Annotated in this window: 21 protein-coding genes and 1 tRNA gene; 17 read left to right on the plus strand and 5 right to left on the minus strand. The window is 65.7% G+C overall.

The annotated features are described in order from the left end of the window. Positions 1–96: 96 nt before the first annotated feature. Positions 97–1,068, minus strand: a complete 972-nt coding sequence (locus HGEM_RS06605) for a lipid II:glycine glycyltransferase FemX (RefSeq protein ID WP_019128639.1) — start codon at positions 1,066–1,068, stop codon at positions 97–99. 106 nt (positions 1,069–1,174) lie between these two features. On the opposite strand from HGEM_RS06605, the gene HGEM_RS06610 reads away from it, so the two are divergent. From HGEM_RS06610 to HGEM_RS06620, 3 genes are all read left to right on the plus strand, one after another. Further along, positions 1,175–1,249, plus strand: a tRNA-Thr gene (locus HGEM_RS06610). A gap of 241 nt (positions 1,250–1,490) precedes the next feature. Beyond that, positions 1,491–2,735, plus strand: coding sequence for a carboxylate--amine ligase (locus HGEM_RS06615; protein ID WP_019128640.1), 1,245 nt, complete (start codon positions 1,491–1,493; stop codon positions 2,733–2,735). Between the two features lie 72 nt (positions 2,736–2,807). Then, on the plus strand, positions 2,808–4,010 hold the full coding sequence (locus tag HGEM_RS06620) for a DegT/DnrJ/EryC1/StrS family aminotransferase (RefSeq protein ID WP_019128641.1): 1,203 nt from the start codon (positions 2,808–2,810) through the stop codon (positions 4,008–4,010). Positions 4,011–4,259: 249 nt separating this feature from the next. Here the strand turns inward: HGEM_RS06620 and HGEM_RS06625 are convergent, their stop codons facing one another. Together HGEM_RS06625 and HGEM_RS06630 are read right to left on the minus strand one after the other, a co-directional pair. Continuing rightward, positions 4,260–5,492, minus strand: a complete 1,233-nt coding sequence (locus tag HGEM_RS06625; protein WP_019128642.1) for a C40 family peptidase — start codon at positions 5,490–5,492, stop codon at positions 4,260–4,262. Positions 5,493–5,754: 262 nt separating this feature from the next. Then, the gene (locus HGEM_RS06630; protein ID WP_019128643.1) at positions 5,755–7,008 is read right to left on the minus strand and encodes a carboxylate--amine ligase; all 1,254 of its coding nucleotides are present in this window, start codon (positions 7,006–7,008) and stop codon (positions 5,755–5,757) included. Positions 7,009–7,226: 218 nt separating this feature from the next. On the opposite strand from HGEM_RS06630, the gene murJ reads away from it, so the two are divergent. After that, positions 7,227–8,909, plus strand: a complete 1,683-nt coding sequence (gene murJ / locus HGEM_RS06635) for a murein biosynthesis integral membrane protein MurJ (protein WP_019128644.1) — start codon at positions 7,227–7,229, stop codon at positions 8,907–8,909. Between the two features lie 54 nt (positions 8,910–8,963). Here the strand turns inward: murJ and ybaK are convergent, their stop codons facing one another. Further along, complete coding sequence (gene ybaK, locus HGEM_RS06640) at positions 8,964–9,452, minus strand: Cys-tRNA(Pro) deacylase (protein WP_019128645.1); 489 nt, start codon at positions 9,450–9,452, stop codon at positions 8,964–8,966. A gap of 53 nt (positions 9,453–9,505) precedes the next feature. Beyond that, the gene (uvrA, locus tag HGEM_RS06645) at positions 9,506–12,373 is read right to left on the minus strand and encodes an excinuclease ABC subunit UvrA (protein WP_019128646.1); all 2,868 of its coding nucleotides are present in this window, start codon (positions 12,371–12,373) and stop codon (positions 9,506–9,508) included. Positions 12,374–12,781: 408 nt separating this feature from the next. Here uvrA and HGEM_RS06650 point away from each other — a divergent pair, with 408 nt between their 5' ends. The 13 genes from HGEM_RS06650 to HGEM_RS06710 all read left to right on the plus strand — a co-directional run bounded on the left by HGEM_RS06650 (position 12,782) and on the right by HGEM_RS06710 (position 26,898). Next, the gene (locus HGEM_RS06650; RefSeq protein ID WP_019128647.1) at positions 12,782–13,636 is read left to right on the plus strand and encodes an Mrp/NBP35 family ATP-binding protein; all 855 of its coding nucleotides are present in this window, start codon (positions 12,782–12,784) and stop codon (positions 13,634–13,636) included. 110 nt (positions 13,637–13,746) lie between these two features. Further along, positions 13,747–15,156, plus strand: a complete 1,410-nt coding sequence (locus HGEM_RS06655) for an FAD-dependent oxidoreductase (protein ID WP_476728939.1) — start codon at positions 13,747–13,749, stop codon at positions 15,154–15,156. Positions 15,157–15,240: 84 nt separating this feature from the next. Continuing rightward, complete coding sequence (locus HGEM_RS06660) at positions 15,241–16,971, plus strand: NAD(P)/FAD-dependent oxidoreductase (RefSeq protein WP_019128649.1); 1,731 nt, start codon at positions 15,241–15,243, stop codon at positions 16,969–16,971. Positions 16,972–17,214: 243 nt separating this feature from the next. After that, entirely contained in the window at positions 17,215–18,207 is a 993-nt protein-coding gene (locus tag HGEM_RS06665; protein WP_019128651.1) for a beta-ketoacyl-ACP synthase III, read from the plus strand. 121 nt (positions 18,208–18,328) lie between these two features. Beyond that, the gene (locus tag HGEM_RS06670; protein ID WP_019128652.1) at positions 18,329–18,565 is read left to right on the plus strand and encodes an acyl carrier protein; all 237 of its coding nucleotides are present in this window, start codon (positions 18,329–18,331) and stop codon (positions 18,563–18,565) included. A 1-nt stretch (position 18,566) separates the two neighbouring features. Further along, positions 18,567–19,511, plus strand: coding sequence for an enoyl-[acyl-carrier-protein] reductase FabK (gene fabK, locus HGEM_RS06675; RefSeq protein ID WP_019128653.1), 945 nt, complete (start codon positions 18,567–18,569; stop codon positions 19,509–19,511). After that, positions 19,499–20,458, plus strand: coding sequence for an ACP S-malonyltransferase (locus tag HGEM_RS06680; RefSeq protein ID WP_019128654.1), 960 nt, complete (start codon positions 19,499–19,501; stop codon positions 20,456–20,458). Before fabK ends, HGEM_RS06680 begins: the two co-directional genes overlap by 13 nt. 1 nt (position 20,459) lies before the next feature. Then, positions 20,460–21,227 carry a 3-oxoacyl-[acyl-carrier-protein] reductase gene (fabG, locus tag HGEM_RS06685; RefSeq protein ID WP_019128655.1) on the plus strand — a complete coding sequence of 256 codons (768 nt, stop codon included), beginning with the start codon at positions 20,460–20,462 and terminating at the stop codon, positions 21,225–21,227. Between the two features lie 132 nt (positions 21,228–21,359). Then, positions 21,360–22,601 (plus strand): beta-ketoacyl-ACP synthase II, encoded by a 1,242-nt coding sequence (gene fabF / locus HGEM_RS06690; protein WP_019128656.1) that lies wholly within the window; start codon positions 21,360–21,362, stop codon positions 22,599–22,601. Positions 22,602–22,603: 2 nt separating this feature from the next. Continuing rightward, positions 22,604–23,122, plus strand: coding sequence for an acetyl-CoA carboxylase biotin carboxyl carrier protein (gene accB / locus HGEM_RS06695; protein WP_019128657.1), 519 nt, complete (start codon positions 22,604–22,606; stop codon positions 23,120–23,122). After that, on the plus strand, positions 23,123–23,548 hold the full coding sequence (locus tag HGEM_RS06700; RefSeq protein ID WP_019128658.1) for a 3-hydroxyacyl-ACP dehydratase FabZ family protein: 426 nt from the start codon (positions 23,123–23,125) through the stop codon (positions 23,546–23,548). A 298-nt stretch (positions 23,549–23,846) separates the two neighbouring features. Continuing rightward, complete coding sequence (locus tag HGEM_RS06705) at positions 23,847–25,199, plus strand: acetyl-CoA carboxylase biotin carboxylase subunit (RefSeq protein WP_019128659.1); 1,353 nt, start codon at positions 23,847–23,849, stop codon at positions 25,197–25,199. Then, complete coding sequence (locus tag HGEM_RS06710; protein WP_019128660.1) at positions 25,189–26,898, plus strand: acetyl-CoA carboxylase carboxyl transferase subunit; 1,710 nt, start codon at positions 25,189–25,191, stop codon at positions 26,896–26,898. The genes HGEM_RS06705 and HGEM_RS06710 overlap by 11 nt, the downstream gene beginning before the upstream one ends. Positions 26,899–26,940 lie beyond the last annotated feature (42 nt).

Here is a 26,940-nt window from a genome sequence, read left to right on the forward strand (position 1 = left end):
GCCGCGGGGCGCGCGCCACCCGTCTTCCGCGCGGCGCCCGACGCGCCCTCGGGCGCCGACGGGGCGCCGGAATCTGATCGCATCGACGGCACAGCGCTATTTGAAGAGACGGCGGTAGAGCTTGAGCGCGGCGTCCCACACGTGGTAGAGCGGCGAGAGCGGGCGGTCGAACGTGCCGATCCACACCGTGGGCTCGCCGGCGAACAGCAGCTTGAAGTTGCTCACACCGCCCTCGAGCAGGCCGTTCAGATCGTAGAGCGCGGCCCCCGCCTCCTTAGCGGCGCACATGGCATGCCATTTGAGCAGGTAGTTCGCCCGCAGGCGCTTGCCCTCCTCGGTCACGCCGCCCCACAGCTCGAACGCCGTGCCCGACGTGGTGATGTTCCACAGGAACGCGAGCGGCCGCCCCTCGAACTCCGCGAGAAAGACCTGGTTGACATCCGAGCACGCGGTGAACGCGGTGCGGTAGTACTCATCGGTGTGGAGCGCGAAATCATCGCTCTCCGCGGTGTGGTGGTAGATGTCCATGATCGCGTCGAGGTCGTCTGCCGTGGCGCTGCGCACGGTCACGCCCGAACGGCCCGCCTTGCGGATGTACTGCCGCGCCTTCTTCGAATGGAGGCCCGCCATGATCTCGTCCTCGCTGGGCGCCAGGTCGATGGCCGCCGTACGGGGCAGCGAGATCTTCTCGGAGGGGAGCCATGCGCTGCTCAGCGCGACGGAGCCCTCCGGGACGGCCGGGTCGATCTTGAGGGAGACGGCCGAGAGGTTCGCCTTGCACCACGCCGCGACGTCGTCCGCGACCCGGGGGACATCGGCCGTCCGGTCCGCCACGGGGCCGCGCGGGGCGTAGCAGATATGGCCGAACGGCCAGGGGAGCTTGCGAACGAGCACCTGGCATGCGCCGGCGAAGGCGCCGTCGCGCTCGACCACGATGCGCCGCGCCCTCCACGAGCCCGTGTGCTCCTTGAGCTCGCCCCATCCCCATGCCTGCATGGGGTGACCGGCATGCTCGTTGATGAGACGGTTCCATGCACCAGCGTCGGTGACCTCGCGATATTCGACCATGAGCTCCAACCTTTTCTCGATTTCAACTGCATACTCTATCATGCCCGCATATCTCGCCAGCGCCCTTGCACTAATACGACACATTGGTATAATGTGCTCTGCACCTGCCGGTGTAGCTCAACGTTAGAGTACCGGTCTTGTTTTCCGGGGATGCAGTGTTCGACTCCTGCCATCGGCTCCATCGCTTCTCGTGACCGCCTTCGGGTGGTTTTTTCATATCTGCACCAAGCGGGCAGGAGGCTGCACCCAAGGGATTTGGACCTCAGGACACAGGCCTCATCGAGCGGTTGCGTCGGCGGCCTCTGGAGGATTCGGGCGACCCCTGCGCCCCCCTCACCAGTAGTCTATAATCGCAGGCGACCGAAGGGCTCGACGCTCAGCCGTCGCGCCCGGCACCATCCGCAACCTATCCCGGAGATTCTATGCCCTCTTCCACCACGCCCGCGCGCACCGACTTCGTCCCAGTCGTCCTCGGAGGGGACATCGGGTCGTACGCGCTCATCCGCGAATTCCACGAAGCCTACGGCATCAAGAGCATCGCCATGGGAACCGGCTTCATCGGGGCCATCACCCATTCGAAGATCGCTGAGCTCCACCATATCGACGCCTACGCCGAGCGCCCGCTCCTGCAGGGCCTCGCGGAGGTGCATGAGCGCTACCCGGAGCGGCGCATCGTGCTCGTCGCCAACACCGACCCGCTCATCGACACGCTCGAGGGCATGCACGACGACCTGCCCGCGTACGTCTCCTGCACCATCCCGCCGCGCACGGCGTTCGACGCCGTCTGCGACAAGGGCACCTTTGCTCGGCTCTGCCGCGAGCACGGCCTCGAGGCGCCGCGCACCGAAGTCGTCCGCCTCTCCGGAACGGGCCCCATCGCCCCCTCGGAGATTCCCTTCCCCGTCGTGGCGAAGCCCGCGGTCTCGGCCGGGTACTACGGCACGCTGCTCAAAGGCTTCAAGAAGGTCTACTACATCACGGCCCAGGCGGAGCTCGACGAGCTCTGGAGGGGCCTGCGGGCGGCGGGCTTCGACGGCGACTTCCTCGTACAGGAGCTCATCGGCGGCGACGACACCTACATGGACTCCCTCACGCTCTACATCGGCCGCGACGGCAGGCCGCGCCTGCTCGGCGCCGCCCAGGTGCTCCTGGAGGACCACGCGCCTGCCATGCTCGGCAACCCCGTCGCCATGCTCATCCGCGAGAAGCAGGAGCTCTGGAAGCGCGCGGCCGAGCTCCTCGCCAGCGCGGGCTACCGCGGCTTCGCGAACTTCGACGTGAAGCGCGACCCCGCGACCGGACGCGAGGTCTTCCTTGATTGCAACCCCCGCATGGGCAGGAATTCGTACTACAACGTCGCAGGCGGCGTTAACCCCATGGAGGTCCTCGTGCGCGACTCGATCGACGAGGCAGACGACGAGGTGCGCGTCGCGAGCGACCCCGCCCTCTACACGCTCGTCCCGCTGTCGCTCCTGCGCCGCTACGTGCGCGATGAGGCCCTGCTTTCCGAGGTCAACGACCTCATCCGGCGCAAGCGCGTCTTCGACCCCCAGCGCTACGCGCCCGACCGCGGCGTGCGCCGCATGCTCGACGTCGAGCTGACCGAGAAGAACCAGATCAGGAAGTTCGCACGGTACTACCCCGAGGCCACGGACACCTCGTTCTAGCGTGTCCGGCGCGGGTAGGCGCACCGCCGCGCAAGCGCCGCCTCAGAAAACCTTCGATGAAAGGACGACGGAATGCCGCAGCACCAAGAGACCGCGAACGCCCTCAAGGGCCTGCGCGAGGCGTTTGCCGAGCGGACGGGCACGCGTGCCCGCGATTGGCACCTCGTGTTCAAGGCGCGCTACGGCATGCGCGAGGTGTTCCGCACCCTCCGCGAGCAGCGCGGCGACGGCGCGGTCGTCACCACGCTCTTCACCGGCTGCACCGCCGTCGACTCCATCACGTCGGCGGGGCTCAGGCCTACCTACGCCGCCATCGACCCCGCGACGCTCACCGTCGACGCGGAGGCGCTGGAGGTCGGGGCGAACGTCCGCGCCGTGATCGACCAGCATTCCTACGGCATGATCGACGCGCAGAAAAGCGCGCGGTGCGCCGAGAAGGCCCACGCGGCCGGGGCGCTCTACGTGGAGGACAGCGCCCATTGCCTGGCCCGCATGGCGCGCGATGCCTCCGGCGCGCCGCTCGCCGACATCTCCATCCATTCGATCGGCATCGAGAAGCAGCTGGGCGTGGGCTTCGGCGGCGCAATCTGGGTTAACCCCGCACTCGAGGACGCCGGGCTGCACCGCGCGCTCGAGGACGCGTTCGACGCGCTGCAGCCGCTCCCGTCCCGGATCGCCGCCGCCGCGCACCGCTACCGCCTGCAGAACCGCGTGCTCGCGCATCTGCCGCGCCCCATCAGCAGGCCGGCCCGGGCCGGCCTCGCCGCGGCAGGCCTCCTCGAGCTGCCGGTCGCCGAGACGGAGCGCGAAGGCCGGCTTCCCTATCCCGGGTACCTGCCGAGCGAGGACATCGCCCAGAAGATCCTCACCGCCTTCCCCACGCTCGACGCCGACGAAGCGAACAGGATCCGCTGGACGCAGGGCTACCTCGAGGCCCTCGAGGGGCTGGGCGGCATCGAGATCCCCGGTGCGGCGCGCGGTGCGGCGCGCGACCAGGCGCTCATCCGCTTCCCCATCATCCTCCCCAGCGAGGCCGCGGCGGACCCCCTCATCGCGGACCTGCGGGGCAACCATCTGTACTGCGTCGACTGGTACCGCGTGCCCTTCTACCCGGGCGCGCTCGACCTCTCCGCCTACGGCATGTCAGAGGACGATCAGAGCTACCGGGAGTTTCGCGCCCGCTACGGCGGCATCGTCGGGCTTCCCACCGATATCGACATCGAGCGCCTGCCCGAGGCCGTCGAGATCGTCCGCCGGCACGTGCGCCGCTCTTAGAGCCGTCGCTCGCAAGGTGGGCGACAGGCGCGCCAGCACGGGTGCGGGCCGCGCATCTACCACGCGCGTCGGTGCACAGCCGCCGGAATACCGGCGCGCACAGCGGCGCGCGTGGCGTCCGTCCCGCATTCACCCGTTTGAGCGCGCCGTTCCTGCGCACCCACCCCTCGATATGAAACGAGGCCCCGCAGCGCATGTGCCACGGGGCCTCATCGACAATCGGAACGAAGAAAGCCGACTAAGGATCCATTACACCGGCGAGCCGCCACCAACGAAGTTGCGGGAATTCGAGCTGAGGCTGCTCCTGATGACACCAACGCCGGGCGACGATGCATGCACGTAGCGGCCGCCCCCGATATAGATGCCGACGTGGTAGATGCTTGAGCTGCTGCCGCCATAACCCCAGAACACGAGGTCGCCAGGCGAGAGGTAGGAAGTATTCGTGACCAGATGGCCCTTATTTTTCACGAGATTGCACTGAGCCTGGGAGGAACGCGGAAGCGAGATGCCGACCTGCTTGTAGCTGTACTGCACCAGGCCGGAGCAATCGAACGTGTCGGGGCCCTCGGTGCTGAAGACATACGGCTTGCCAACCTGCGCCAGAGCGATATCTACGACGCTTGACGGGGCATTGCCGGAATCGGTGTTGTTGTTCGAGCCGCCACCGCCGCTGGATCCACCGTTGTTGCTGGAGCCGCCGTTGTTATTGGACCCTCCGTTGTTGGAGCCGCCGCCGTTGTCGTTGGAGCCCCCGTCGTCGTCAGATCCGCCGTTGTCGTTATTCGAATTGCCGTTATCGCTGCCGCCACCCTGGTTGTTGTTGGCGGCCTCCTCGGCTGCAGCCTGCTCGGCAGCGGCACGCGCCGCCTCCTCGGCCAGAGCGGTCTGGAGCTCGCTATCAAGGCTGTTGTAATACGACTGCTGCTCGGAAACCTTCGACTGGATATCCTCGGTCTTCTGCTGCTGATCGCTCACCAGCTGCTGCTGCTCTTGCTCCTGCGTCGCAAGGTCGCTCTTCTTCTGCTCGAGCTCCTGCTGCGTCTGCTTCACCTGATCGATGAGCTCGGCATCGCGGTTGGCCATGCTATTCGCATAGTAGACGCGAGAAAGCAGTTCCTCGAAATCGGAAGCGCCGAGCACCACGGAAAGCGTGCTGTTGGAGCTGTTCTGCTTGTAGGTCTCGGCAAGGCGCTGCGAAAGCTCGGCCTGGCCCTGCTCAAGCTCCTGCTGCTTCTCCTCGATATCAGCCTCGGTCTGCTGAATCTCGGCCTGCACCGACTCAAGGTCGGACTGGAGCTGGTAGAGCTCGTTATTTGCCGCCTCGAGCTCGTTGGAATATGTCATAAGCGTGCTGTACGCGTCGTTGACCTTCGACTGAAGGTCCGCTGGATCGTCCGCAAAGGCAGTAGCCGGCACGCCGCTCAGTGCGAGCGACGCGGAGGCGAACAGCGTTACAGCGATTCTGGCACGTTTGAGCTGCATATCATCAGTCCTCTCAATCGCAAGACCTGTTCACTATACCAACCATGCGCCGCACACGCCACCACCGCGCCCAAGCTTCAAACGATGGGCACACTGCTTAAGATGCGCGCGGCAAGATTCGCGCGGAACGGCCGCCGATTCGCTCACGGCGCCGCGATCTCTTTCGTACGGAGCCGTTCTCCAATTCGCACGGCGCCGTCCGCCCACCCAAGCACGAGCTCTTCCTCTAGACGCCCGTCACGCTGGAGCACGGACCCAGCCACTAGATACCCGTCGCGTTGATGCGGGGGTAGTACTTCGCGAACTTGCGATAGTAGTTGAGGCCGATGGCCGTCTCCGTAAGGTTGCGGCGCAGGTCGTGTTCGAAGGGCGCCTTCGTGGGATTCACTGCCCTACCGGCGCGAATCAGGGAGCGCGCCTCGCTGGCAAGATCGCCCGAAAGATAGCGCAGTGCGAGACGCAGGGGCACCACGGAGTAGAGCGCCGTCTCGCGGTGCGTGAAGAGCGGCAGGTCCTCCTCGTCGAGCAGGTCCTTCACACCAAGCCACATGGGGTTCACCGCCGAAGCAGATACGTAATACGAGTTCCTCCCCAAGCGCGGGTTGCACTCGAAGACGAAAAGCTCGCCCGTGCGCTCGTCTACCTTGAGGTCGAAGTTCGCCGGCCCATGCCAGCCCACCGAACGCAGCAGCTCGACCGCTCCCCGCGAGAACGCGGAGAGATCGCGCGTGACCATGGTCACGGGGTTGCCGATCATGTCGGGCCTGTGGTCCTCGAGCAGCACCTGCGCGCCCGTATCGAGCACGAGCTCGCCACGCCGATCGATGTAGACGGTGAGCGAGCGCTTGAAGGTGTCGTCGCCAAAGACCGGCTGCTGCATAAGCATGGTGCCCGAGAAGCCTACCTCGCGCAGACGCCGGAACAGGTCGTCGACCTCGGGCTGGGATTGGAGTAAATAGACCTTGTCGAACCCCTTGCGCCGCGCCGGCACATATTCAACGGACGAGGAGGCCTTGACGATGACAGGGAAGGCGTCGGGCCAGGGCTCGATGGGCGCGTCGCCGGCGAGCGAGACGTTCACCGTCTTGGGCAGACGAACGCCGTGCTCTGCCGCGAGACGCGCGAACGACTCCTTGGTATCAACGGCGTGTATCGCATCGAGCGGAGCAGCGAGCACGACGACGCCCTGCGGCAGGCTGTCGCGGATGCGCGCGATGTTCTCGACATGCATATCCATATTGCTCGTCACGAACAGGCGCTTGCCGCCCGCCGTGCGAGCAAGGTCGCAGATCGTCTCGCGGATGTGCTCGGCATCCATCTTGCGCAGCGGAACAACGTCGAAGATCGTGGAGCGCGAGATGGCGCTGATCGGCGCGGGGGCGATGCAGTAGGACCGAACGCCGAACGCCTCATAGAACTCTCGACCAACCGCATAGGCACCAAGATCGCCGCCAACGATGACCGGGATGAAGTCGTCACGCCGCTCGATGGGCGAAAACGTGGTTGAGCTGGGCATAAACCGCCTCCGAAGTGTTTTGAACGCAAGCAACAGCTTGCAAGTATAACTTTGCTCTCGCACCTGGCCGCGCCTACACAGAATACCCAGCCGAGAGCCGCGAAGCCCGCGCGCAAATCTGGAGATGCCATCGACGCGCCGCGTGCGTGCTAGAATGGCGGCTTAGCTTGAAACGCCGTCGCTGAGCCCTCCCCCAGCGACCTGCGCAAAGGATCGGCATGAAGCATTCAAACAACGCCACCTCGAACGCGAGCGCCCACCAGCCCAAGCATATGCGGAGCGCCCAAGCAGAACCCGCGAACTCGGCCACGACGACCGCCTCTCGGTCGGATATCGGGCGCAGCACGCGCATGATGAGCGTGCTCGTGATTCTCTCCCGCCTGACGGGCTTCCTGCGCACGTGGGCGCAGGCGTTCGCCGTGGGCGCGACCATCATCTCGAGCTGCTACACGCTTTCGAACAACCTGCTCACACAGCTGTACGGCCTTGTTGCCGGCGGCCTGATCGTCACCGGGTTCATGCCCGTCTACGTCCAGGCACGCAAGCGCGGCGGGCAAGAGAGCGGCAACGACTACGTCTCCAACCTCCTGAGCATCGTCGGGCTCGCGCTCGCCGTGATCGTCGCGCTTTCCATCATCTTCGCCCCGCAGCTCGTATGGCTGCAATCGTTCAACGCGACCAGCGACTTCGATGCCGACCTCGCAGTATGGTTCTTCCGCATCTTCGCCGTCGAGTTCCTGCTCTACCCGCTTTCGGGCATCTTCACCGGCATCAACAACGCTGACCGAGAGTATTTCTGGAGCAACTTCGCTCCCACGCTGAACAACATCATCGTGGCCGCGTCCTTCGGCATCTACACGGTCCTTATGCCGGTGAACCAAGAGCTCGGGCTCATCGTTCTCGCAATCGGCAACGTGCTCGGCGTGGTGTTCCAGGTCGGCGTCCAGATTGTGCCGGCGCTCCGCCGCGGCGTTCGCTTCCGCTTCAAGGTGGACCTCCGCGACCCTCGCCTCAAGGACACCCTTTCCATCGGCGTTCCCATGCTCGCCGTCACCATCACCACGTTCATCACATCGTCGATTCAGACGAGCTACGCGCTGTCCATCTCGGCTGCGGCCTCGTCCATCATGTACTATGCGCAGGTGTGGTACGCGCTTCCGTACTCGGTCTTTTCGACGCCGCTTTCCACCGCGCTCTACACCGAGCTCACGGAAAGCTACGCCACCGGCGACCTCGACTCGTTCCGGCGCGACCTCGCAGACGGCACCAACTCCATCAGCTTCTACCTCATCCCGTGCACCCTGTTGCTCATTGTGTTCTCCATCCCGCTCTCATGTGTGCTTGCGGGCTCGATGACCACGGACGACATTCTCATGACCGCGAACTACCTTTCGTGGTGCGCGCCGACCCTCACGTTCTGGGGGCTCGCCGGCTACCTGCAGAAAGCATCGAGCTCGATGGGGCGCATGAGCTATTTCGCCGTCTCCGCCGTGCTGGGCAGCGTGGGGCAAGCGCTCATCTGCGTGGTGTTCACGCCGATCTTCGGGCTGCCCGCCGTCGCGCTCTCCAGCCTCGCTTACCAGGGAACGCTGGTCATCGTCACGTTCGTCGTCATGCGCAAGCGCCTGGGCCGCATCGGCCTGCGCGGCATCGTCAAGGGGCAGTTGCAGGCATTGATCGGGGGTATCGCAGGAGCCATCGTCGGCGGTGCGCTGCTCTGGCTGGTTGGCGGGTTCAACCCCGCAATCGGAGCCATGCGCTCGGTCGTCAACTGCGTGATCGCCGGTGTTCCCGCGCTGATTGCGGTTGTTGTCGCAGGCACGGTGCTCGGAAACCCCACTGCGGTCGAGCTCGTGGACAGCGGCAAGCGGGCGCTCAGGCGCCTCACGGGGCGGAGGTAGCGCAAGCTCCGTGCAACAGCACGGCGCGGTGGCCGCGAGCGCGCTCGCCGCGCCCTACCGCGTGATGGCCGCCACCGTCGCTCCGACGAAGCTCACGAGGTCAGTAGGCGCGATCACGAGCTGGATGCCGCGCCGCCCGCCCGAAATGAAAATCTGATCCCACAGCTCGCAGGTCTCGTCGATGACCGTGGGAAACCGCTTCTTCATGCCCACGGGCGAACAGCCGCCGCGCATATAGCCGGTCACCGGAACGAGGTCGCGCACGTGCATCATGACGAGCGACTTCTCACCGAGCGCGCGTGCCGCCGCCTTGAGGTCGAGCTCTTCCGCCACGGGAATGCAGCAGACCGCGTGTCCGCCCGACGCCGTCTCGCACACGAGCGTCTTGAAGCCCTGGCCCGGCTCCTCGCCCAACTGCTCAGCCACGTGCACGCCGGAAAGGTCGTTCTCATCGACCTCGTACGTGCGCACGTCGAACGCGATACCGGCACGCTCCAGCTCGCGCATCGCGTTCGTCTTCTGCAGCTTCTCGCGCTTGGCCATCGACCCTCCCCTGCGTAAGCGCCCCTACGTAAGCTCCCCTGCGCCCATGGCAGCTATTGCATCTGGCGCGCGCGGTCGCGCTCCAAGATGGGAGCGAGGAAGCGCCCGGTATAGCTCTCGGGGCAGGCGGCCACCTGCTCGGGCGTGCCGCTCACCACGATGGTGCCGCCGCCCGAACCGCCCTCGGGGCCGAGGTCGATAATGCGGTCGGCCACCTTGATCACGTCGAGGTTGTGCTCGATCACGAGCACCGTGTTGCCCGCGTCCACGAGCCGCTGCAACACGTCTACAAGCTGCCGCACGTCCTCGAAATGCAGGCCCGTGGTGGGCTCATCCAAGATGTAGAACGTCTTGCCCGTCTGACGGCGATGCAACTCCTTGGCGAGCTTCACGCGCTGTGCCTCGCCGCCGGAGAGCGTCGTTGCGGGCTGCCCCAAGCGCACGTAGCCCAAGCCCACATCGTAGAGCGTCTGCAGCTTTCGCTTGATCTGCGGAATGTTCCCGAAGAACGCGAGCGCTTCGGTCACGCTCATGTCAAGCACGTCCGAGATGGACTTGCCGCGGTAGGTCACCTCGAGCGTCTCGCGGTTATAGCGCTTGCCCCCGCAGACTTCGCAGGGCACGTAGATGTCCGGCAGGAAGTGCATCTCGATCTTGATCTGGCCGTCGCCCTTGCAGGCCTCGCAGCGGCCTCCCGGCACGTTGAAGCTGAAGCGCCCGGGGCTGTAGCCGCGCGCCTTAGACTCCGGAACGCTCGCGAAGAGCGCCCGCAAGTCGTCCCAGAGGCCAATATAGGTGGCAGGGTTGGAGCGCGGCGTGCGCCCGATGGGCGATTGGTCGATATCGATGACCTTGTCGATCTGGTCGAGGCCCTCGAGCTTCTTGTACGGACCCACGAGGCGCGTGGAATGATGGATGGCGTTGGTGAGCGCCGGTGCCAGCGTATCGGTAACAAGCGAGCTCTTGCCCGAGCCCGAAACGCCCGTCACCACGGTGAAGGTGCCAAACTCGATCTTCGCCGTCACGTTCTTGAGGTTGTTGGCGCTCGCCCCGGTGATCTTAAGGCAGCCGCGCTTTGGCTTGCGCCGCTGCTCCGGCAGGCGAATCATGCTCCGGCCCGTAAGGTAGGCGCCGGTGAGCGAGCGGGGGCAAGCCATGATCTCCTCCGGGGTACCCGCGCACACGACCTCGCCACCGTGCTCTCCCGCCCCGGGGCCCATATCGATCACGAAATCCGCAGCACGGATGGTGTCCTCGTCGTGCTCGACCACGATGACGGTGTTGCCTAGGTCGCGAAGGCGCTCAAGCGTTCCGATGAGCCGCTCGTTATCTCGTTGATGCAAGCCGATCGAGGGCTCATCCAGAATGTACAGGACGCCCATGAGGCCGGCGCCGATCTGCGTGGCAAGGCGGATGCGCTGCGCCTCGCCGCCGGAGAGCGTGGCGGAAGCGCGGTCAAGCGTGAGGTAATCGAGGCCCACGTCCACCAGGAAGCGCAGGCGCTCGAGAATTTCCTTCACGATGCGCCCGCCGATGAACTGCTGGCGCTCGGTGAGCTCGAGCCCTTCGAAGAACGCGAGCGACTCGCGACACGAGAGGCAGCAGACATCAAAGATCGACTTGCCGCCCACCGTGACGGCGAGCATCTCGGGGCGCAGGCGCGCACCGTGGCAGGCCGAGCAGGGCTCCTCGCGGATGTAGCGCTCGAGCCGCGCCTTGGTGTTCTCGTTCGTGGTCTCGACATAGCGCTCGTAGAGGATGTTGCGCACACCGGAATACTTGGTGAACCAATGCGTGTCGCGTCCGTCCTGCGTGTGATAGTCCACGCGCATCTTCTTGTCGCCCAGGCCGTCGAGGAACACCTTCTGCACGCGCTTCGGCAGGTCGCGCCAAGGCGTGGAGGGATCGACCTTGAGGTGCTTGGCGAGCGCGCGGAAGATCTGAGGGTAATAGTTCGACTTGCCGAAGAAGCTTCCGAACACCCCCTCCTCGATGGAAAGGTTCGGATCCTCGATGAGCGCCTCGGCGTCCACGACCTTTTTGAAACCGAGACCGTCGCACTCGGGACAAGCGCCATAGGGGGCGTTGAACGAGAAATCGCGCGGCTGCAGGTCGTCGATGGAATGCCCATGTTCCGGGCACGCGAGCGCAAGGGAGTACATAAGGAGCTCGCCCTCCGTGCCTTCCGGAGCGTCGCGATCGGGCAGCAGGTAGACCCCCACGCGGCCGTGGGCGAGCGCCGTAGCCTGCTCGACAGCCTCGGCAATGCGCCCCGTGCTCCCCTCGCGGATCACGATGCGGTCGACCACGACTTCGATGGTGTGCCGGAACTTCTTATCGAGTTCGATGGGGTCGTCGAGGGAGCGGACCTCGCCGTCGATGCGCACGCGCGAGAAGCCTTCGCCGCGCAGGTCTTCGAGGAGCTTGGCGAACTCGCCCTTGCGGTCGGTCACCACGGGCGCGAGCATGAAGGCGCGCCGCCCCATGCCCTGTTCCAGAATCTTGTCTGCTACCTGGTCGGTGGTCTGGCGCTCGATCTCGCGGCCGCATTCGGGGCAGTGCGGCGTACCGATGCGTGCGAAGAGTAGGCGGAGGTAATCGTAGATTTCCGTGACTGTGCCCACCGTGGAGCGCGGATTCTTGGAGGTGGTCTTCTGATCGATGGACACGGCCGGGCTCAGGCCATCGATGGAATCGAGGTCCGGCTTGTCCATCTGTCCCAGGAACTGGCGCGCGTAACTGGAAAGGCTCTCCACGTAGCGGCGTTGGCCCTCGGCATAGATGGTGTCGAATGCGAGGCTCGATTTGCCCGAACCCGAAAGCCCCGTGATCACGACGAGCTTGTCGCGCGGAATCTCGACATCGACGTTCTTGAGATTATGTTCGCGGGCGCCGCGGATGACGATAGACGAATCGGACATGTGCTCCCCCGTTCTGTGTTTCGCAGCCTCCGATTCTAGCGCACGGCAGCGCACGCCTGTTCGCGTTGTGCGGGCGTCACGGTTTGTCCAAGCCTTGTTCGATGCCGCTTCTGCACGGGACAGATTGCGCCCGCTCCCCCCGCCCCAATGAGACAGTTGTGCCGGGTCAAACTGTCTCACTTATTTTCGCCCAATGAGACAGTTGTGCCGGGTCAAACTGTCTCACGGACGGACAATGCGCATTTTCATGCCGAAATCACCCAGCATCTGTGCATTATCCATCCGAACGTCATGGTGAGAAACGACGACGTTCAGTGAGCGCCGTTCGGCACGTGCATGATGGGTACAATACGGACATACCAAACGTTCGCCCGGCCCGCAGCCGGGCTCTACATGAAAGGACGTCCCATGGCTTCTTGCGAGCATGCAGCCGCCGCCGGCGGCCAGACTGCTCCCACGCAATTCGAGGAGAACAGCCTTTCCGAGGTGAAGCACGTTATCGCCGTGCTTTCGGGCAAGGGAGGCGTGGGCAAGTCGTTCGTAACCGGGGCGCTCGCCATCGAACTGAGCCGCCGCGGACACACGGTCGGCATCCTCGACGCCGACATCACCGGCCCCTCCATCCCCAAGATGATGGGCATGAGCGGCAAGCGGGCGAGCGGCCTCGGCAAGCTCCTCCTTCCCGAGATATCCGCCACCGGCATCAAGGTCATGTCTTCGAACCTCCTGCTCGAGCGCGAGACCGATCCGGTGCTCTGGCGCGGGCCCGTCATCGCGGGCGCCATCCGCCAGTTCTGGAGCGATACCTCCTGGGGCCCGCTCGACTACCTCCTTGTTGACATGCCCCCGGGCACGGGCGATGTTGCGCTCACCGTGTTCCAATCGCTTCCGGTCGACGGCATCGTCGTAGTCACGAGCCCGCAGGACCTCGTATCCATGATCGTCGCCAAAGCCGTGAACATGGCCGAGAAGATGCACGTGCCGATTCTCGGCATCATCGAGAACATGAGCTATATCACCTGCCCGGATTGCGGCCGTAAGATCGAGGTCTTCGGGCAGAGCAACCTCGACGAGGTGGCGGCGGGCTATGGCCTCAAGGTCCTCGGCCGCCTTCCCATCGACCCCGCGCTCGCAGCCGCCTGCGACGAAGGCACCATCGAATCTGCGCTGCCCATGGGGCTTCTTCCTGAGGCGCTCGCCGTTTGCGAGGCGGTCGAGGTGCGCGCGAACGCAGATGCCGAGCCCGCTGAGCCAGAGGCGTAACCGCAGACGAAGAACCGGCAGTGGAGCCGTGAGCGTCAAACGGCGCACGTGGCCCTGCTGTCATTCGACATCCATGGCAGGCGCCTTCGCCTCGCCCGTTCGCCGCATCGATGCGAAGTCGAGCGGCAAGGGCCCTCGCCCATTTCCCAACCATGACGACCAGGAGCAGCATGCCGCGTACCGAAGTTGAGCCATATGACGTCATCGTGATCGGCGGTGGGGCATCCGGCCTCGCCGCCGCCCTCTCCGCTGCCCGCACGGGGGCACAGACGGCTGTCGTGGAACGCGATGTGGCCTGCGGCCTCCCCATCCTCTCTACCGGCAACGGACGCTGCAACCTCTCGAACACCTTGCTGCATCCGGGCCATTATCGGCACCCCGAGGCTGCTCGCACCGTGATGGGTGCCACGCCCGAGGAAGACCTCGCCGCATGGTTCCATTCGATCGGCCTGGCAACCTGCCGCGAGGGAAACCTCCTCTTCCCCATGAGCAAGCGCGCAGAATCGGTGCGCGATGCGCTCCTCGCCGCTTGCGAGCGCGAGGGCGTCGAGCTCATCTGCTGCTGCGAGCCCGTGCGCGCGACATGGAGGGAGAACAGCGCGGTGCAAGAGCCCCGGAAAGCGGAGACGGCTGAACGCGGCGCATGGAAGCTCGACGTCCTCGCGCCTACGCGGCCGCTGCGCGCCCACCGAGCGCGCGATGCCAAGGCCGAGCTCCGTGCGCTCCGCAAGGCGCTCTCCGTTGCACCCAAGCGCTCCCACGCCCTGTTCGCGCGAACGGTCGTGCTTGCCCCCGGCGGCTCGAGCGAGGGCGTCTGCCAGCTCTTCGACCTGCCTCACCTTGAGGAATCCCCCGTGCTCTGCCCCGTTTCCTGCACGCCGCTCGACGACCGGGGACGTGCTGGCGCTGACCTCCTCGCACGCCTCGACGGCCTCAGGGCCGAAGCCGAGCTTTCGCTCTTGCGTGACGGCGAGCTCGTTTGGCGGGAACGCGGCGAGGTGCTCTTCCGCTCGTACGGCCTTTCGGGCGTGGTTACCTTCAACCTTTCGCGCCGGGTCGAGACGGGCGACCGCATCGAGGTCGACCTGTTTCCCGATACGCCCGAACCGGCACTTGCCGACGCCTTCCGCATGCGAGAGCGCGTGGTCGGAGACATGGGCCCGCGCGCTTACCGCTGGTTCGACGGCATGCTCGCCCCCGCGCTCGGGAGAGCGGTCATCTTGCTGGGCGGCGGCACCCGCGAAGGTTGCGCCCGCGCAGCCAAGCACCTGGGCTTTCGCGCTAACGGGCGCACCGAGACGGGCGTCGCCCAAGTTAAGCGCGGGGGAATCCCCTTCAGCGCGATCGACCTCTCCACGCTCTCGGTGACGCACCCGGGCAACGCCGCAGCAGCCGGCACGCTCTTCGCCTGCGGAGAGGCCCTTGATATGGACGCGGATTGCGGAGGGTACAATCTAGCATGGGCTTGGATTTCTGGGACATGCGCCGGCAGGTCCGCTGCGCGTGCAACGAGACCATAGGCTGCCACGCCCTCGCCGTGCGGGCACCTCGCCTGCATACCGCCCCTATGAGCTTGAGACGAAATGAATGGAGGCGCTGAGCCCATGATCGAGATCTCTGACATTCGCGCGACCCTCGCGCAGGGAGCCGCCGAGCAGAGCTGCCTCGCCGTGGGCCTCATCGATGCTGTGCGCCTCTTCACCTGCCTCCCCCACTACTTTGCCCACATCGAGCTCCGGCGCCGCTCCATCGACGCCAGGCGCAAATCTGACGTGCACATCGTGCTCACGGTGCGCATACGATTCGCCGAAGGAGTCGATGAGAACGCGATGCTCGCCCGCGTGCCCGAGCGCGACCGCCGCCGCGTTCGCATCGTCTCGCCGGACCCGAGCGTTTCCGCGCCGCGCATCTCGACCCTGCCCGGAACGCGCCCCGTCGTCGTAGGCGCCGGCTGCGCCGGCCTCTTCGCCGCGCTCAGGCTCGCCGAGGCGGGCCTGGAACCCCTCCTCATCGAACGGGGCGACGATGCAACCAGGCGAACCCAGGCCATCGAGCGCTTCAACCAAACCGCAACGCTCGACCCCGAGAGCAACATTCAGTTCGGGCTCGGCGGCGCCGGCACGTTTTCTGACGGAAAGCTCAACACGGGCACGAAGAACGCCGCCCATCGCTACATCCTCGAGACGCTCGTTGAGGCCGGTGCGCCCCGCGAGATTCTCTGGGACGCCAAGCCGCACGTGGGCTCGGACATCCTCCCCACCGTGGTCACGCGGATCGTCGAGCGCATCCGCGCGCTCGGAGGCGAGGTGCGCTTCCGCACGAAGCTCGTCGATATCGAGCGAGAGCGCCCCGCAGCGGGCGCCATCACGGCCATCGTCGTGGAAGGCGGGGCGGGCGGCCTTGACCCCCTCTCGCTTAAACGCCCCGAGGCGGATAGGGCGGCCTTGCGCCAGGAAAGCGCTCGCAGCGAGCGCATACCGTGCGACCAGCTCATCCTCGCCTGCGGGCACTCCGCCCGCGACGTGTTCGAGCTTCTCCTGCACCGCGGCTTCGCCGTCCAGCGCAAAACGTTCGCCATGGGCGTGCGCATCGAACACCTGCAGAGCGCAATCGACCGCGCGCAATACGGGCCGGCGGCCGGGCACCGCGCGCTCAGAGCCGCGCCCTACAAGCTCGTCGCCCATCTGCCCAACGGGCGGAGCCTGTTCTCGTTTTGCATGTGCCCCGGCGGCCAGGTTGTTGCCGCAGCATCGGAACCGGGGGGCGTGGTTACGAACGGCGCGAGCCTCTACGCCCGCGACGGAAAGAACGCCAACTCGGCCCTTCTGGCAAACATCACCCCGCAGGACCTTCCCGGCGACGACCCGCTTGCCGCCGTGGCGCTCCAACGCGCCTGCGAGCAGCGCGCCTACGAGCTTGGCGGGGGCAGCTTCCGTGCCCCTGCGCAGCTCGTCGGAGACTTCCTGAAGCGCCGTCCAAGCGAAGGGCCGGGCACGGTCGCCCCCACCTACCCGCTCGGAGTCACATGGACCGAGCTCGACAGAACGCTGCCCGCACACGTCATCGAGACGCTGCGCCTAGGCATCCCGGCGCTCGACCGCAAGCTCAAGGGATTCAACGTGGCCGACGCCGTGCTCACGGGTGTCGAATCGCGCTCGAGCTCGCCCGTAACCGTAGCGCGCGACCGCAGCTGCGCAGCGCTCGACGCGCCCGGGCTCTACCCTTGTGGCGAGGGCGCGGGCTACGCCGGCGGCATCATGAGCGCTGCGACCGACGGGCTCCGCTGTGCCGACGCCGTGCTGGCGGAGCTTAGCCAGAAAGCCGCCGCACGCTAGGCAACAGCCCCGGCATCACGCCGTCGAGCACCTGCAAATGACCTGCTAGAGCGCGTACGTTGACCATATGTCAAACGTGAACATCCCGTGGAATAGAGCGCCGCGAAGCGCAAATTTCGCCCTGAGCGCCCCCGTGCGAGGCAGTTCTTCGCTAGCATTATAATGGTTGACGTTAATTAACATTTCGTCAATAAGCAGGCGTGACATCGCTTGCTTCGAATTGCACCGCGAGCATGGAGGATCATGGCCTTCCACATCACCGGAACGGGCTCGGCGCTGCCGCAGCGATCCGTCACCAACGATGAGCTTTCGAGCTTTCTCGACACCTCAGACGAATGGATTGCCGCCCGTACAGGCATCCGCGAGCGTCGCATCTGCACCACGGAGACCCTTGACGAGCTTGCGATCGCCGCATGCCGGCGTGCGCTCGATGCGGCCGGGATCACCGCCGCCGACATCGACCTCATCGTGTGCTCGACGACCTCCGGCGATCATCTCATGCCCGCCGAAGCCTGCGCCATCGCCGAGGGCCTCGGCGTGGACTGCCCCGCCTTCGACGTGTCTGCCGCATGCGCCGGCTTCGTCTTCGCGCTCGATATCGCAGACGGCTTCTTTGCTCGCGGGCGCAGCCAGCGCGCCCTTATCGTCTCGGCCGAGAAGATGTCACGCATCCTCGATTGGTCCGATCGCGCTACCTGCGTGCTCTTTGGCGACGGTGCGGCGGCGTGCGTCGTGGAGGCGGGCGGCGAGAGCCCGCTCGCGATCAACCTGGCATGCAAGCCGAACCTCACCGCCCTCGCCGTACCCGGCATCGCAGGGACCTCTCCGTTCGACGAGACCCGCGACGGGAACGACGCGCGCTCGGCCGGTTCAACGACCCAGGCCTGCTCCCTCACCATGAAGGGGCAGCAGGTGTTCAAATTCGGCGTCACCACCATCTGCGACGCCGTGAACGGCCTTTGCGAACAGGCGGGCATCGAGGTCTCTGCAATCGACCACTTCATCTTTCACCAGGCCAACGAGCGCATCCTCGCGGCAGCGAGCGCGCGGCTCGGGCTCGACGATACCAAGGTTGCGCGCACGCTCGCGCACACGGGAAACATCTCGAGCGCCTGCATCCCCTATACCATCGACACCCTCGCCCGCAACGGCGAGCTCAAGCAGGGCGAGCTCATCGCCCTCGTGGGCTTTGGCGCCGGGCTCGACACCGGCTCATGCCTTATGCGCTGGAGCTGACCGCGTTCTATGAGACGGATGAGACAGATTGACCCGGTACAACTGTCTCGTTTCGTGCACCACCCTTGTTGTCCACGGCGCAACGGGCGCCGGGAAGATACCAACCGTAAAGGAGTACACCATGGCTGAGTCCACCACCTTCGAGCGCATCTGCGACATCATCCGCGACAACGGCGGCACCGCCGACATGGAGCTCACCCCCGAGACCAAGCTCGCCGACGCGGGCCTCGACTCCCTCGCCACCGTCGAGGCCGTCATCGCCTGCGAGGACGAGTTCGACATCGAGATCGAGACCGACTCCAACCCGGAGACCGTGGGCGAGTTCGTCGAGCTCGTCGAGTCCCTCATGGAGAACTAACATGCTCCACACCCCCATCTGCGACCTTCTGGGCATCGAAAAGCCCGTCTTCCAAGGCGGCATGGCCTGGATCGCCGACGCGAGCCTTGCCTCTGCCGTCTCCGAGGCGGGTGGCCTGGGAATCATCGCTGCCATGAACGCGAACGCCGAATGGCTCCGCAACGAGATCCACGAGCTTCGCGCCAAAACCGATAAGCCCTTCGGCGTGAACGTGATGCTCATGAGCCCGTTTGCCGACGAAGTTGCCCAAGTGGTCATCGACGAGCAGGTGCCCGTCGTGGTCACCGGCGCCGGCAACCCCACCAAGTACATGAAGGCTTGGGTGGCCGCAGGGATCAAGGTCGTACCGGTCTGCGCCTCGGTGGGCCTGGCCCGCATGGTCGAGCGCGCCGGAGCCACGGCCGTCGTGGCCGAGGGCGGCGAGTCCGGCGGCCACGTGGGCGACGCTTCGACGATGGCGCTCGTCCCGCAGGTCGTTGACGCCGTGAAGATCCCCGTCATCGCTGCCGGCGGCATCGGCGACGGACGCGGTATGGCAGCGGCCCTCATGCTGGGCGCCCAGGGCGTCCAGGTGGGCACGCGCTTCCTCGTGGCCAACGAGTGCACCGTCTCCGAGGAGTACAAGGAGCGCGTGCTCAAGGCCAAGGACATCTCGACCATCGTGACCGGCCGTCGTACCGGGCACGCCGTCCGCTGCCTCAAGACCCCCTTCACCACCACCTTCGCAAAGAAGGAGAACGAAGGGGCCCCCGTTGAAGAGCTTGAGCAGATGGGAGCGGGCGCGCTGCGCAAGGCCGCCAAGGACGGCAACTACGAGGAAGGCTCGTTCATGTGCGGCCAGATCGCCGGCATGGTGCACGAGCGCCAGAGCGCTGCCGAGATCGTGGACGACCTTGTGAACGGTGCCGAGAAGCTCCTGAAGGAGGCTCCCGCATGGGTCAGGTAGCATTCCTGTTCGCGGGCCAGGGCGCACAGCACCCCGGCATGTGCATGGAGCTTGCCGAGCGCGAGCCCGCCGCCCGCGCCGTCTTCGAGACGGCGGACGCCGTGCGCCCCGGCACGAGCGCCCAGTGCTTCGAGGGCACCCAGGAGGAGCTCAACGACACGGCGAACACCCAGCCGTGCGTCTTCGCCGCCGACCTCGCCTGCGCCCGCGCGCTCGAAGCGCATGGCGTGACACCTGCCGCCGTTGCCGGCTTCTCGCTTGGCGAGGTGGCTGCGCTCACCTTTGCCGGCTCCTATACCGACGCTGAGGGCTTCGCGCTCGTATGCCACCGCGCTGAGCTCATGGCCGCTGCCGCCGAGGCACACCCCGGTGCTATGCGCGCCATCCTGAAGCTCGATGCAGAGACGGTGGAGGGGCTCGCCCAGCAGGCGGGCGAAGCATGGCCCGTGAACTACAACAGCCCGCAGCAGACCGTGGTTGCCGGAGCGCCAGCAGCACTCGAGAAGCTCGACGCCCTTGTGCGCGACGCCAAGGGCCGCTCGATGCCCGTCGCCGTCTCTGGAGCGTTCCACAGCCCGAATATGGCCGAAGCGTCCGAGAACCTGGCCGCCTACCTCGCCGAGGGCCATGCCCCGGCAGCACCGCAGGTGCCCGTCATCGCAAACCGCACCGCCGAGGCCTACCCCGCAGGCAACGCCACCGAGGACGCTACGGCGCGCGCCGCGCTCCTTGCCGAGCAGGTGTCTCACCCCGTGCAATGGGTCCGCACCCTGCACGAGCTCGAGGGCCGTGGCATCGACACCTTCATCGAGGTGGGCCCGGGCAAAACGCTCACCGGCCTCGTGAAGCGCACCCTCAAAGGCGCGACCGCGCTTACCTGCGAGACACCCGAGCAGCTCGACGCCGTACTCGAGGCGCTCGGCATGACCGACGCGAAGGAGGCATAAGATGGCTGCCACCGAAACCACTGCATCCGCCGGCGCGCGCCGCGTAGCGCTCGTGACGGGTGGTTCGCGCGGCATCGGTCGCGCCATCTGCCTCGAGCTCGCCCGCGCCGGCATGGACATCGCTGTGGTCTACGCCGGCAATGAGGAAGCCGCCCAGGACACCGTCGCCGCTGTGGAGGAACTCGGGCAGGCTGCCCGTGCCTATCGCTGCGATGTCGCCTCCGCCGAGGAGGTCGATGCCACCATCAAGCAGGTCATCGCCGACTTCGGCGGCGTGTGGGCGCTCGTCAACAACGCCGGTGTCACGCGCGACACGCTCTTGGCCCGCATGAAGGAGGACGACTTCGAACGCGTTATCGACGTCAACCTCAAAGGCGCCTATCACCTGGTGCGCGCCCTCACGCGGCAGTTCATGCGCCAGCGCGGCGGCCGCATCATCAACATGAGTTCCGTTGTGGGGCTCATGGGCAATGCGGGCCAGGTAAACTACGCCGCCTCCAAAGCAGGCCTCATCGGCCTCACCAAATCCGTCGCCCGCGAGCTCGCCGGGCGAAACGTCACGGTCAACGCCGTTGCGCCCGGATTCGTTGAGACCGATATGACCGCCGCCCTTCCCGAGGCCGCCCGCACGGCATACGAGCAGCAGATTCCACTCGGCAGGCTCGCGAGCCCCGAGGAGATCGCCGCGCTCGTGGGCTTCCTGGCGAGCGATGCCGCAGCTTACATCACCGGCGAGGTCATCCGCTGCGACGGCGGCATGGCGATGTAGCGCGCCAACAGACGGGACAAGGTGTCAGGCTCGCTTGCCCCGTCTCGCCCAACCGCACGGAAGCAGGCGAAACGAGCTTGCGGCGAACGAGTCTGACGCTTTGTCCCACGCACGCCTAAGAGGAGTTTGAACATGGAACACAGAGTGGTCGTCACCGGCATGGGCGCGGTCACGCCCGTCGGCAACAGCGCCACCGAGACCTGGGACGCCTTCATCGCTGGAAAGAACGGCATCGGCGCCATCACGCGATTCGACACGACCGACTTTAAGGTCAAGGTAGCCGGAGAGGTCAAAGACCTCGACTGCGCCGAGCGGCTCGGATGCAACACACGCCATATGGATCTCTTCGTCCAGTACGCACTCGTCGCCGCCGACGAAGCCATCGCGCAAGCCGGTCTTGACGCCGAGGGCTCCTGCGATCGCGACCGCGTGGGCGTCTACGTTGGTTCGGGCATCGGAGGCATGAAATCCTACACCGACAATGTCGACGTCATGCGCGCCCGCGGCGCACGCCGCGTCTCGCCCTTCATGATCCCCATGATGATCGCGAACATGGCAGCCGGCGAAATCGCCATCCGGCAGAAGCTCTATGGCCCCACCCTGCCCGTGGTGACCGCCTGTGCCACCTCGGCACACACGATCGGCGAGGCGTTCCGCGCCATCAAGCACGGCTACGCCGACGCCATCGTTGCCGGTGGCTCCGAGGGAGCGCTCGTACCCGAAGCCGTGGCCGGTTTCACGAATGCTAAAGCGCTGACCAAGAACCCCGACCCCGAGACGGCGTGCCGTCCGTTCGACGCAGGCCGCGACGGCTTCGTGATGGGCGAGGGTGCAGGCATCGTCGTGCTCGAGGAGCTCGAGCATGCCCGTGCGCGCGGAGCCAAGATTCTGGCCGAGGTCGTGGGCTACGGCAACACCTGCGACGGATACCACATCACGAGCCCCGACCCCGAGTCGCGCGGCATCACGCGCGCCATCGTCGAGGCCATGGAGGGCACCGGGCTTGACGCTGCCGAGGGTCTTTACATCAACGCCCACGGTACTTCCACCAAGCTGAACGATGCGTCCGAGACGCGTGGCTTCAAGCTTGCGCTCGGCGAGGAGGCGGCCCGCGCGGCGCACATCTCCTCCACCAAATCCATGACCGGGCATATGCTCGGCGCGACGGGGGCCGTCGAGGCCATCGCCTGCGTCGGCGCGCTCACCGAGGGAATCATCCCTCCCACGATCCACTACGCCGAGGCCGACCCCGAGTGCGATCTCGATTACACCCCCAACCAGGCCGTTTCGGCACAGGTGCGCTGGGCGCTCTCCACGAACCTCGGGTTCGGCGGGCACAACGCGGCTCTGGCGTTCAAAGCATACGAGGACTAACCATGCACATCGATTCAAAGAAGCTCAACGAGGTCGCCGCGCTCATGGAGGACCATGGCCTTACGCGCGTGCGCCTCTCAGAGGAAGACGGACGCGTGGTCGAGCTGGAGCGCATGACCGCCCCGGCGCCCGAAGCCATCGCTGTCCCGGTCGCCGCGCCCATGGCCGCCGCAGCGACCCCCGCGGCTGCCCCCGCTTCCCCAGCGGTCATCGCGCCAACCGAGGCGCCGGCACCTGCTGCCGAAACCGCACCGGCCCCTACCGCCTCTAACACCATCTCCGTCGAGGCCCCGATGGTCGGTGTATTCTATGCAGCTCCCTCACCCGGCGCCGACCCGTTTGTCAGCGTGGGCTCCACGGTCCACGTCGGCGACACGCTCTGCATCATCGAGGCCATGAAGCTCATGAACGAGGTCGTTGCAGAAGCCGACGGTACCGTTGCCGAGATCTGCGTCCAGGACGGGGACCTCGTGGAATTCGGCTCCTGCATCATGAAGATCGTCCCGGGCGGTGAGGCGTAGATGAAGCGCGACGAGCTCAAGAAGATTCTCCCCCATCGCGAGCCGATGCTCCTGCTTGATGAAGCCGAGGTTGTCGACGGCGTCGCTCACGGACGAATCACCATCACGGGCGACGAGTTTTTCGTTCAGGGCCATTTCCCCGGCAACCCCGTCGTTCCCGGCGTGATCCTCTGCGAGATGCTCGCCCAGAACTGCTGCGTGCTCATGGGTGATGGCCTTTCCGGACAGGAAAATGTGACGCCGTTCTACACGAGTCTCGATAAGGTTCGCTTCAAGCACCCCGTGCGCCCTGGGGACACCGTGGAGCTCACGTGCCAGATCACGCGGCACCGGGGCCCCTTCTACTTTGCGAGCGGCGAGGCACGCGTCGGCGATGCGCTCTGCGTGACGGCCGAGATGTCTTTCGCCCTCATGCCCGCAGAATAGCGCCCGGATACGCTGCGGGCGGGCGAGATGGCGCCTGGAGCAACCTTCGCCGCCAGGCATCCGCTCATCCCGCCTGCCCTCAACGCACTTTTTTCGAAAATCCACAATTTTGTGGCAGTTATTTCAACTATGAACGATTGGGGCCGCCATGCCACGCCCCAAACGTCTCAATTAAGCCTCTTAGTCCCTCCGCACGAAGCGCTTTCCTGCGGTTTTGTGCTTGAGCGCCGATCGCCAGGCAAAATATTATCCGCGCAATCGTTCATAGTTGAAATAACTGCCAATTTTGGAGGCATCGATGTTCAAGAAGATCCTCATCGCCAACCGCGGCGAGATCGCGGTGCGCGTCATCCGCGCGTGCAAGGAGATGGGCGTCCAAACCGTAGCCGTCTACTCCACGGCCGACGCGAACGCGCTCCATGTACAGCTCGCCGACGAGGCATATTGCATCGGCGGGCCGCGTCCGCAAGATAGCTACCTTAACGAAGATGCCATCCTGACTGTTGCCGTCGCAAGCGGAGCAACCGCCATCCATCCCGGCTACGGCTTCCTTTCCGAGAACGCAGGGTTCGCGCGCCGTTGCCGCGAATGCGGCGTGGTGTTCGTGGGGCCATCGCCCGAAGTAATCGAGCGCATGGGCGACAAGGATGCCGCGCGCCGCTGCGCCAAGGAGGCCGGCGTGCCCATCGTCCCCGGCTGCGACCTGCTCAAGAGCGCCGACGAAGCCGAACGGGAAGCCGAGCGCATCGGCTGCCCGGTTCTCATCAAGGCGCGCGCGGGCGGCGGCGGGCGCGGTATCCGAAAGGTCGAATGCGCACAAGACGCCGGCAAAGCTTTTACCGAAGCCCACGCCGAAGCCGAGGCTGCCTTCGGCGACGGGGAGTGCTATATGGAGAAGTTCGTCGCCCCCGCGCACCATGTCGAGGTGCAGGTGCTCGCTGACGCCCATGGCAACGTGGTCACGCTCGGCGAGCGTGAATGCTCGGTGCAGCGCCGAAACCAGAAGCTCCTGGAGGAAAGCCCCGCGCCATGCCTCGAGGGTCGCGACGACATCCGCGAGCGCATGTACGAGGCAGCGCGCAATCTGGCGCGCGCAGTCGGCTACGAAGGGGCGGGCACGATCGAGTACCTATACGCAGACGACGGCAATTTCTACTTCATGGAGATGAATACGCGCCTGCAGGTCGAGCACCCCGTCACCGAGTTTGTAACCGATATCGACCTGGTCAAGTGGCAGCTTCGCGTGGCCGCGGGCGTCGAGTTCCCCTATGCGCAAGACGAGATCATGCCCGCAAAGCGCTCCCATGCCATCGAATGCCGCATCAACGCAGAGGGCCCCGCGCCCGACTACCGCCCCTCCTGCGGCACCATCCACTCCATGCATGTGCCCAACGGCCCATGGGTGCGATTCGACTCGTCTCTCTATCCCGGCGCCGTCGTGCCACCGTACTACGACTCGATGCTCGGCAAGCTCATCGTGCGCGCGGGCACTCGTGAAGAGGCCATCCGCAAGATGCGCTCGGCGCTCACCGAACTCATCATCGACGGCGTCGACGCTAACACCGAGCTCCAGCTCGATATCCTCTCGAACTCCGAGTTCCTCTCCGGCATCTATCACACGAACCTGATGGAGCACCTCTATGAAGACTAAGCAGAAGGGCATCAACAAGCTCGAGGGCCCCGTGACGGACATCCCCATCGAGCTCCCCGAGCGCCGTGCCTACGTCAAATGCCCGGGTTGCCGGCGCATCATCGACCTCGAACAGCTTGAGGCGTCGCACGATGTCTGCCCGCGCTGCGGCCACCACATGCGCCTTGGCGCGAGAAAGCGCCTCGAGGCCACCGTCGATGCCGGCAGCTTCGAAGAGTGGGATGCCGAGCTTGAGGCAACGGACATCCTCGCATTTCCCGGTTACATCGAGAAGCTCGAGCGCGCCCAGCGTTCAACGGGCGATAAGGATGCCGTACTCTGCGGGCGCGCCACGATCGGCGGCGAACCCTGCGCCATCTTCATCATGGATGGCGACTTCATGATGGGCTCGATGGGCTCGGTCGTGGGTGAGAAGATCTGCCGCACCTTTGAACGAGCCGCTGAGCTTCGCCTGCCGGTCGTGGGTATCACCGTCTCCGGTGGTGCCCGCATGCAGGAGGGCACCACCTCGCTTATGCAGATGGCCAAGGTCTCGGGAGCGCGTGCGCGCTTCGCCAAGACGGGCCTCCCCTACCTCGTGCTCCTCACCGATCCAACCACGGGCGGCGTGACGGCCAGCTTCGCCATGGAGGGCGACATCATCCTCGCCGAGCCCGGTGCGCTCATCGGCTTCGCGGGGCCGCGCGTCGTGGAACAGACCACCCACAAGCGCCTCCCCGCCGGCTTCCAGCGTTCAGAATTCCTGCTCGAGCACGGCTTTCTCGACCTTATCGTCGAGCGCGAGAACGTCCCCGCAACCCTCTCCGAGCTCCTCGCGCTCCACGCCGGACGCATTCCCGCAGCCGATGCTCCGCACGTTCTGCCCGAGCGACATGAGCCGCACACGCTCCTCAAGAAGGCGGGCCGCAAGCGCCGGCGTAGCGGCAATGAAGCTCCGAGCGCATACGATATCGTGCAGGCAGCCCGCTCGGTGGAACACCCCACCGCCCTCGAGCTTATCGAGCTCGGCTTCGACGGATTCATCGAGCTCCACGGAGACCGGTACTTCAGCGATGACCCCGCCATCGTGGGCGGCATCGCATGGGTCGGCGACCAGGTGTTCACCGTCATCGGCACCGAGCGCGGGCGATCGACCAAGGAGCGCGTCGCGCGCAACTTCGGCTCCGCCCACCCCGAGGGGTACCGTAAGGCTCAGCGCCTCATGAAGGAGGCTGAGCGCTTCGGAAGGCCCGTCCTCTGCCTCATCGACACTGCAGGGGCGTACTGCGGAATCGGCGCCGAAGAGCGCGGACAGGGCGAAGCCATCGCCTCGAACCTCGTCGTTATGTCTGAGCTCGAGACACCCATCGTGAGCATCGTCGTGGGGGAAGGGGGCTCGGGAGGCGCTCTTGCGCTCGCCGTTGCCGACCGCGTGCTCATGCTCGACAATGCAGCCTATTCCGTGGTAAGCCCCGAGGGCTGTGCGTCCATTCTCTGGAAGACCACCGATCGCGCCGCCGACGCCGCAGAGGCTCTCGCGCTCACCGCGCCTCGCCTCGCCGAGCTCGGCATCGTTGACGGCACCATCGCGAGCTCCGGCACCCATCGCGAGCTCGCTGAGCGCATCATCGACCGGGTCACGCACGAACTCGCTGAGCTTGCATCCCTTAAGCCCGACGCCCTCGTCGAGGCCCGTCAAGCCAAATTCCGCGCGATGTAAGGGCACCGAGCTTCTCGACACGCTTATCCCCGGAAATCAGCA

The organism is Enorma massiliensis phI (assembly GCF_000311845.1).
In the GTDB taxonomy this organism is placed as follows: Bacteria; Actinomycetota; Coriobacteriia; order Coriobacteriales; family Coriobacteriaceae; genus Enorma; species Enorma massiliensis.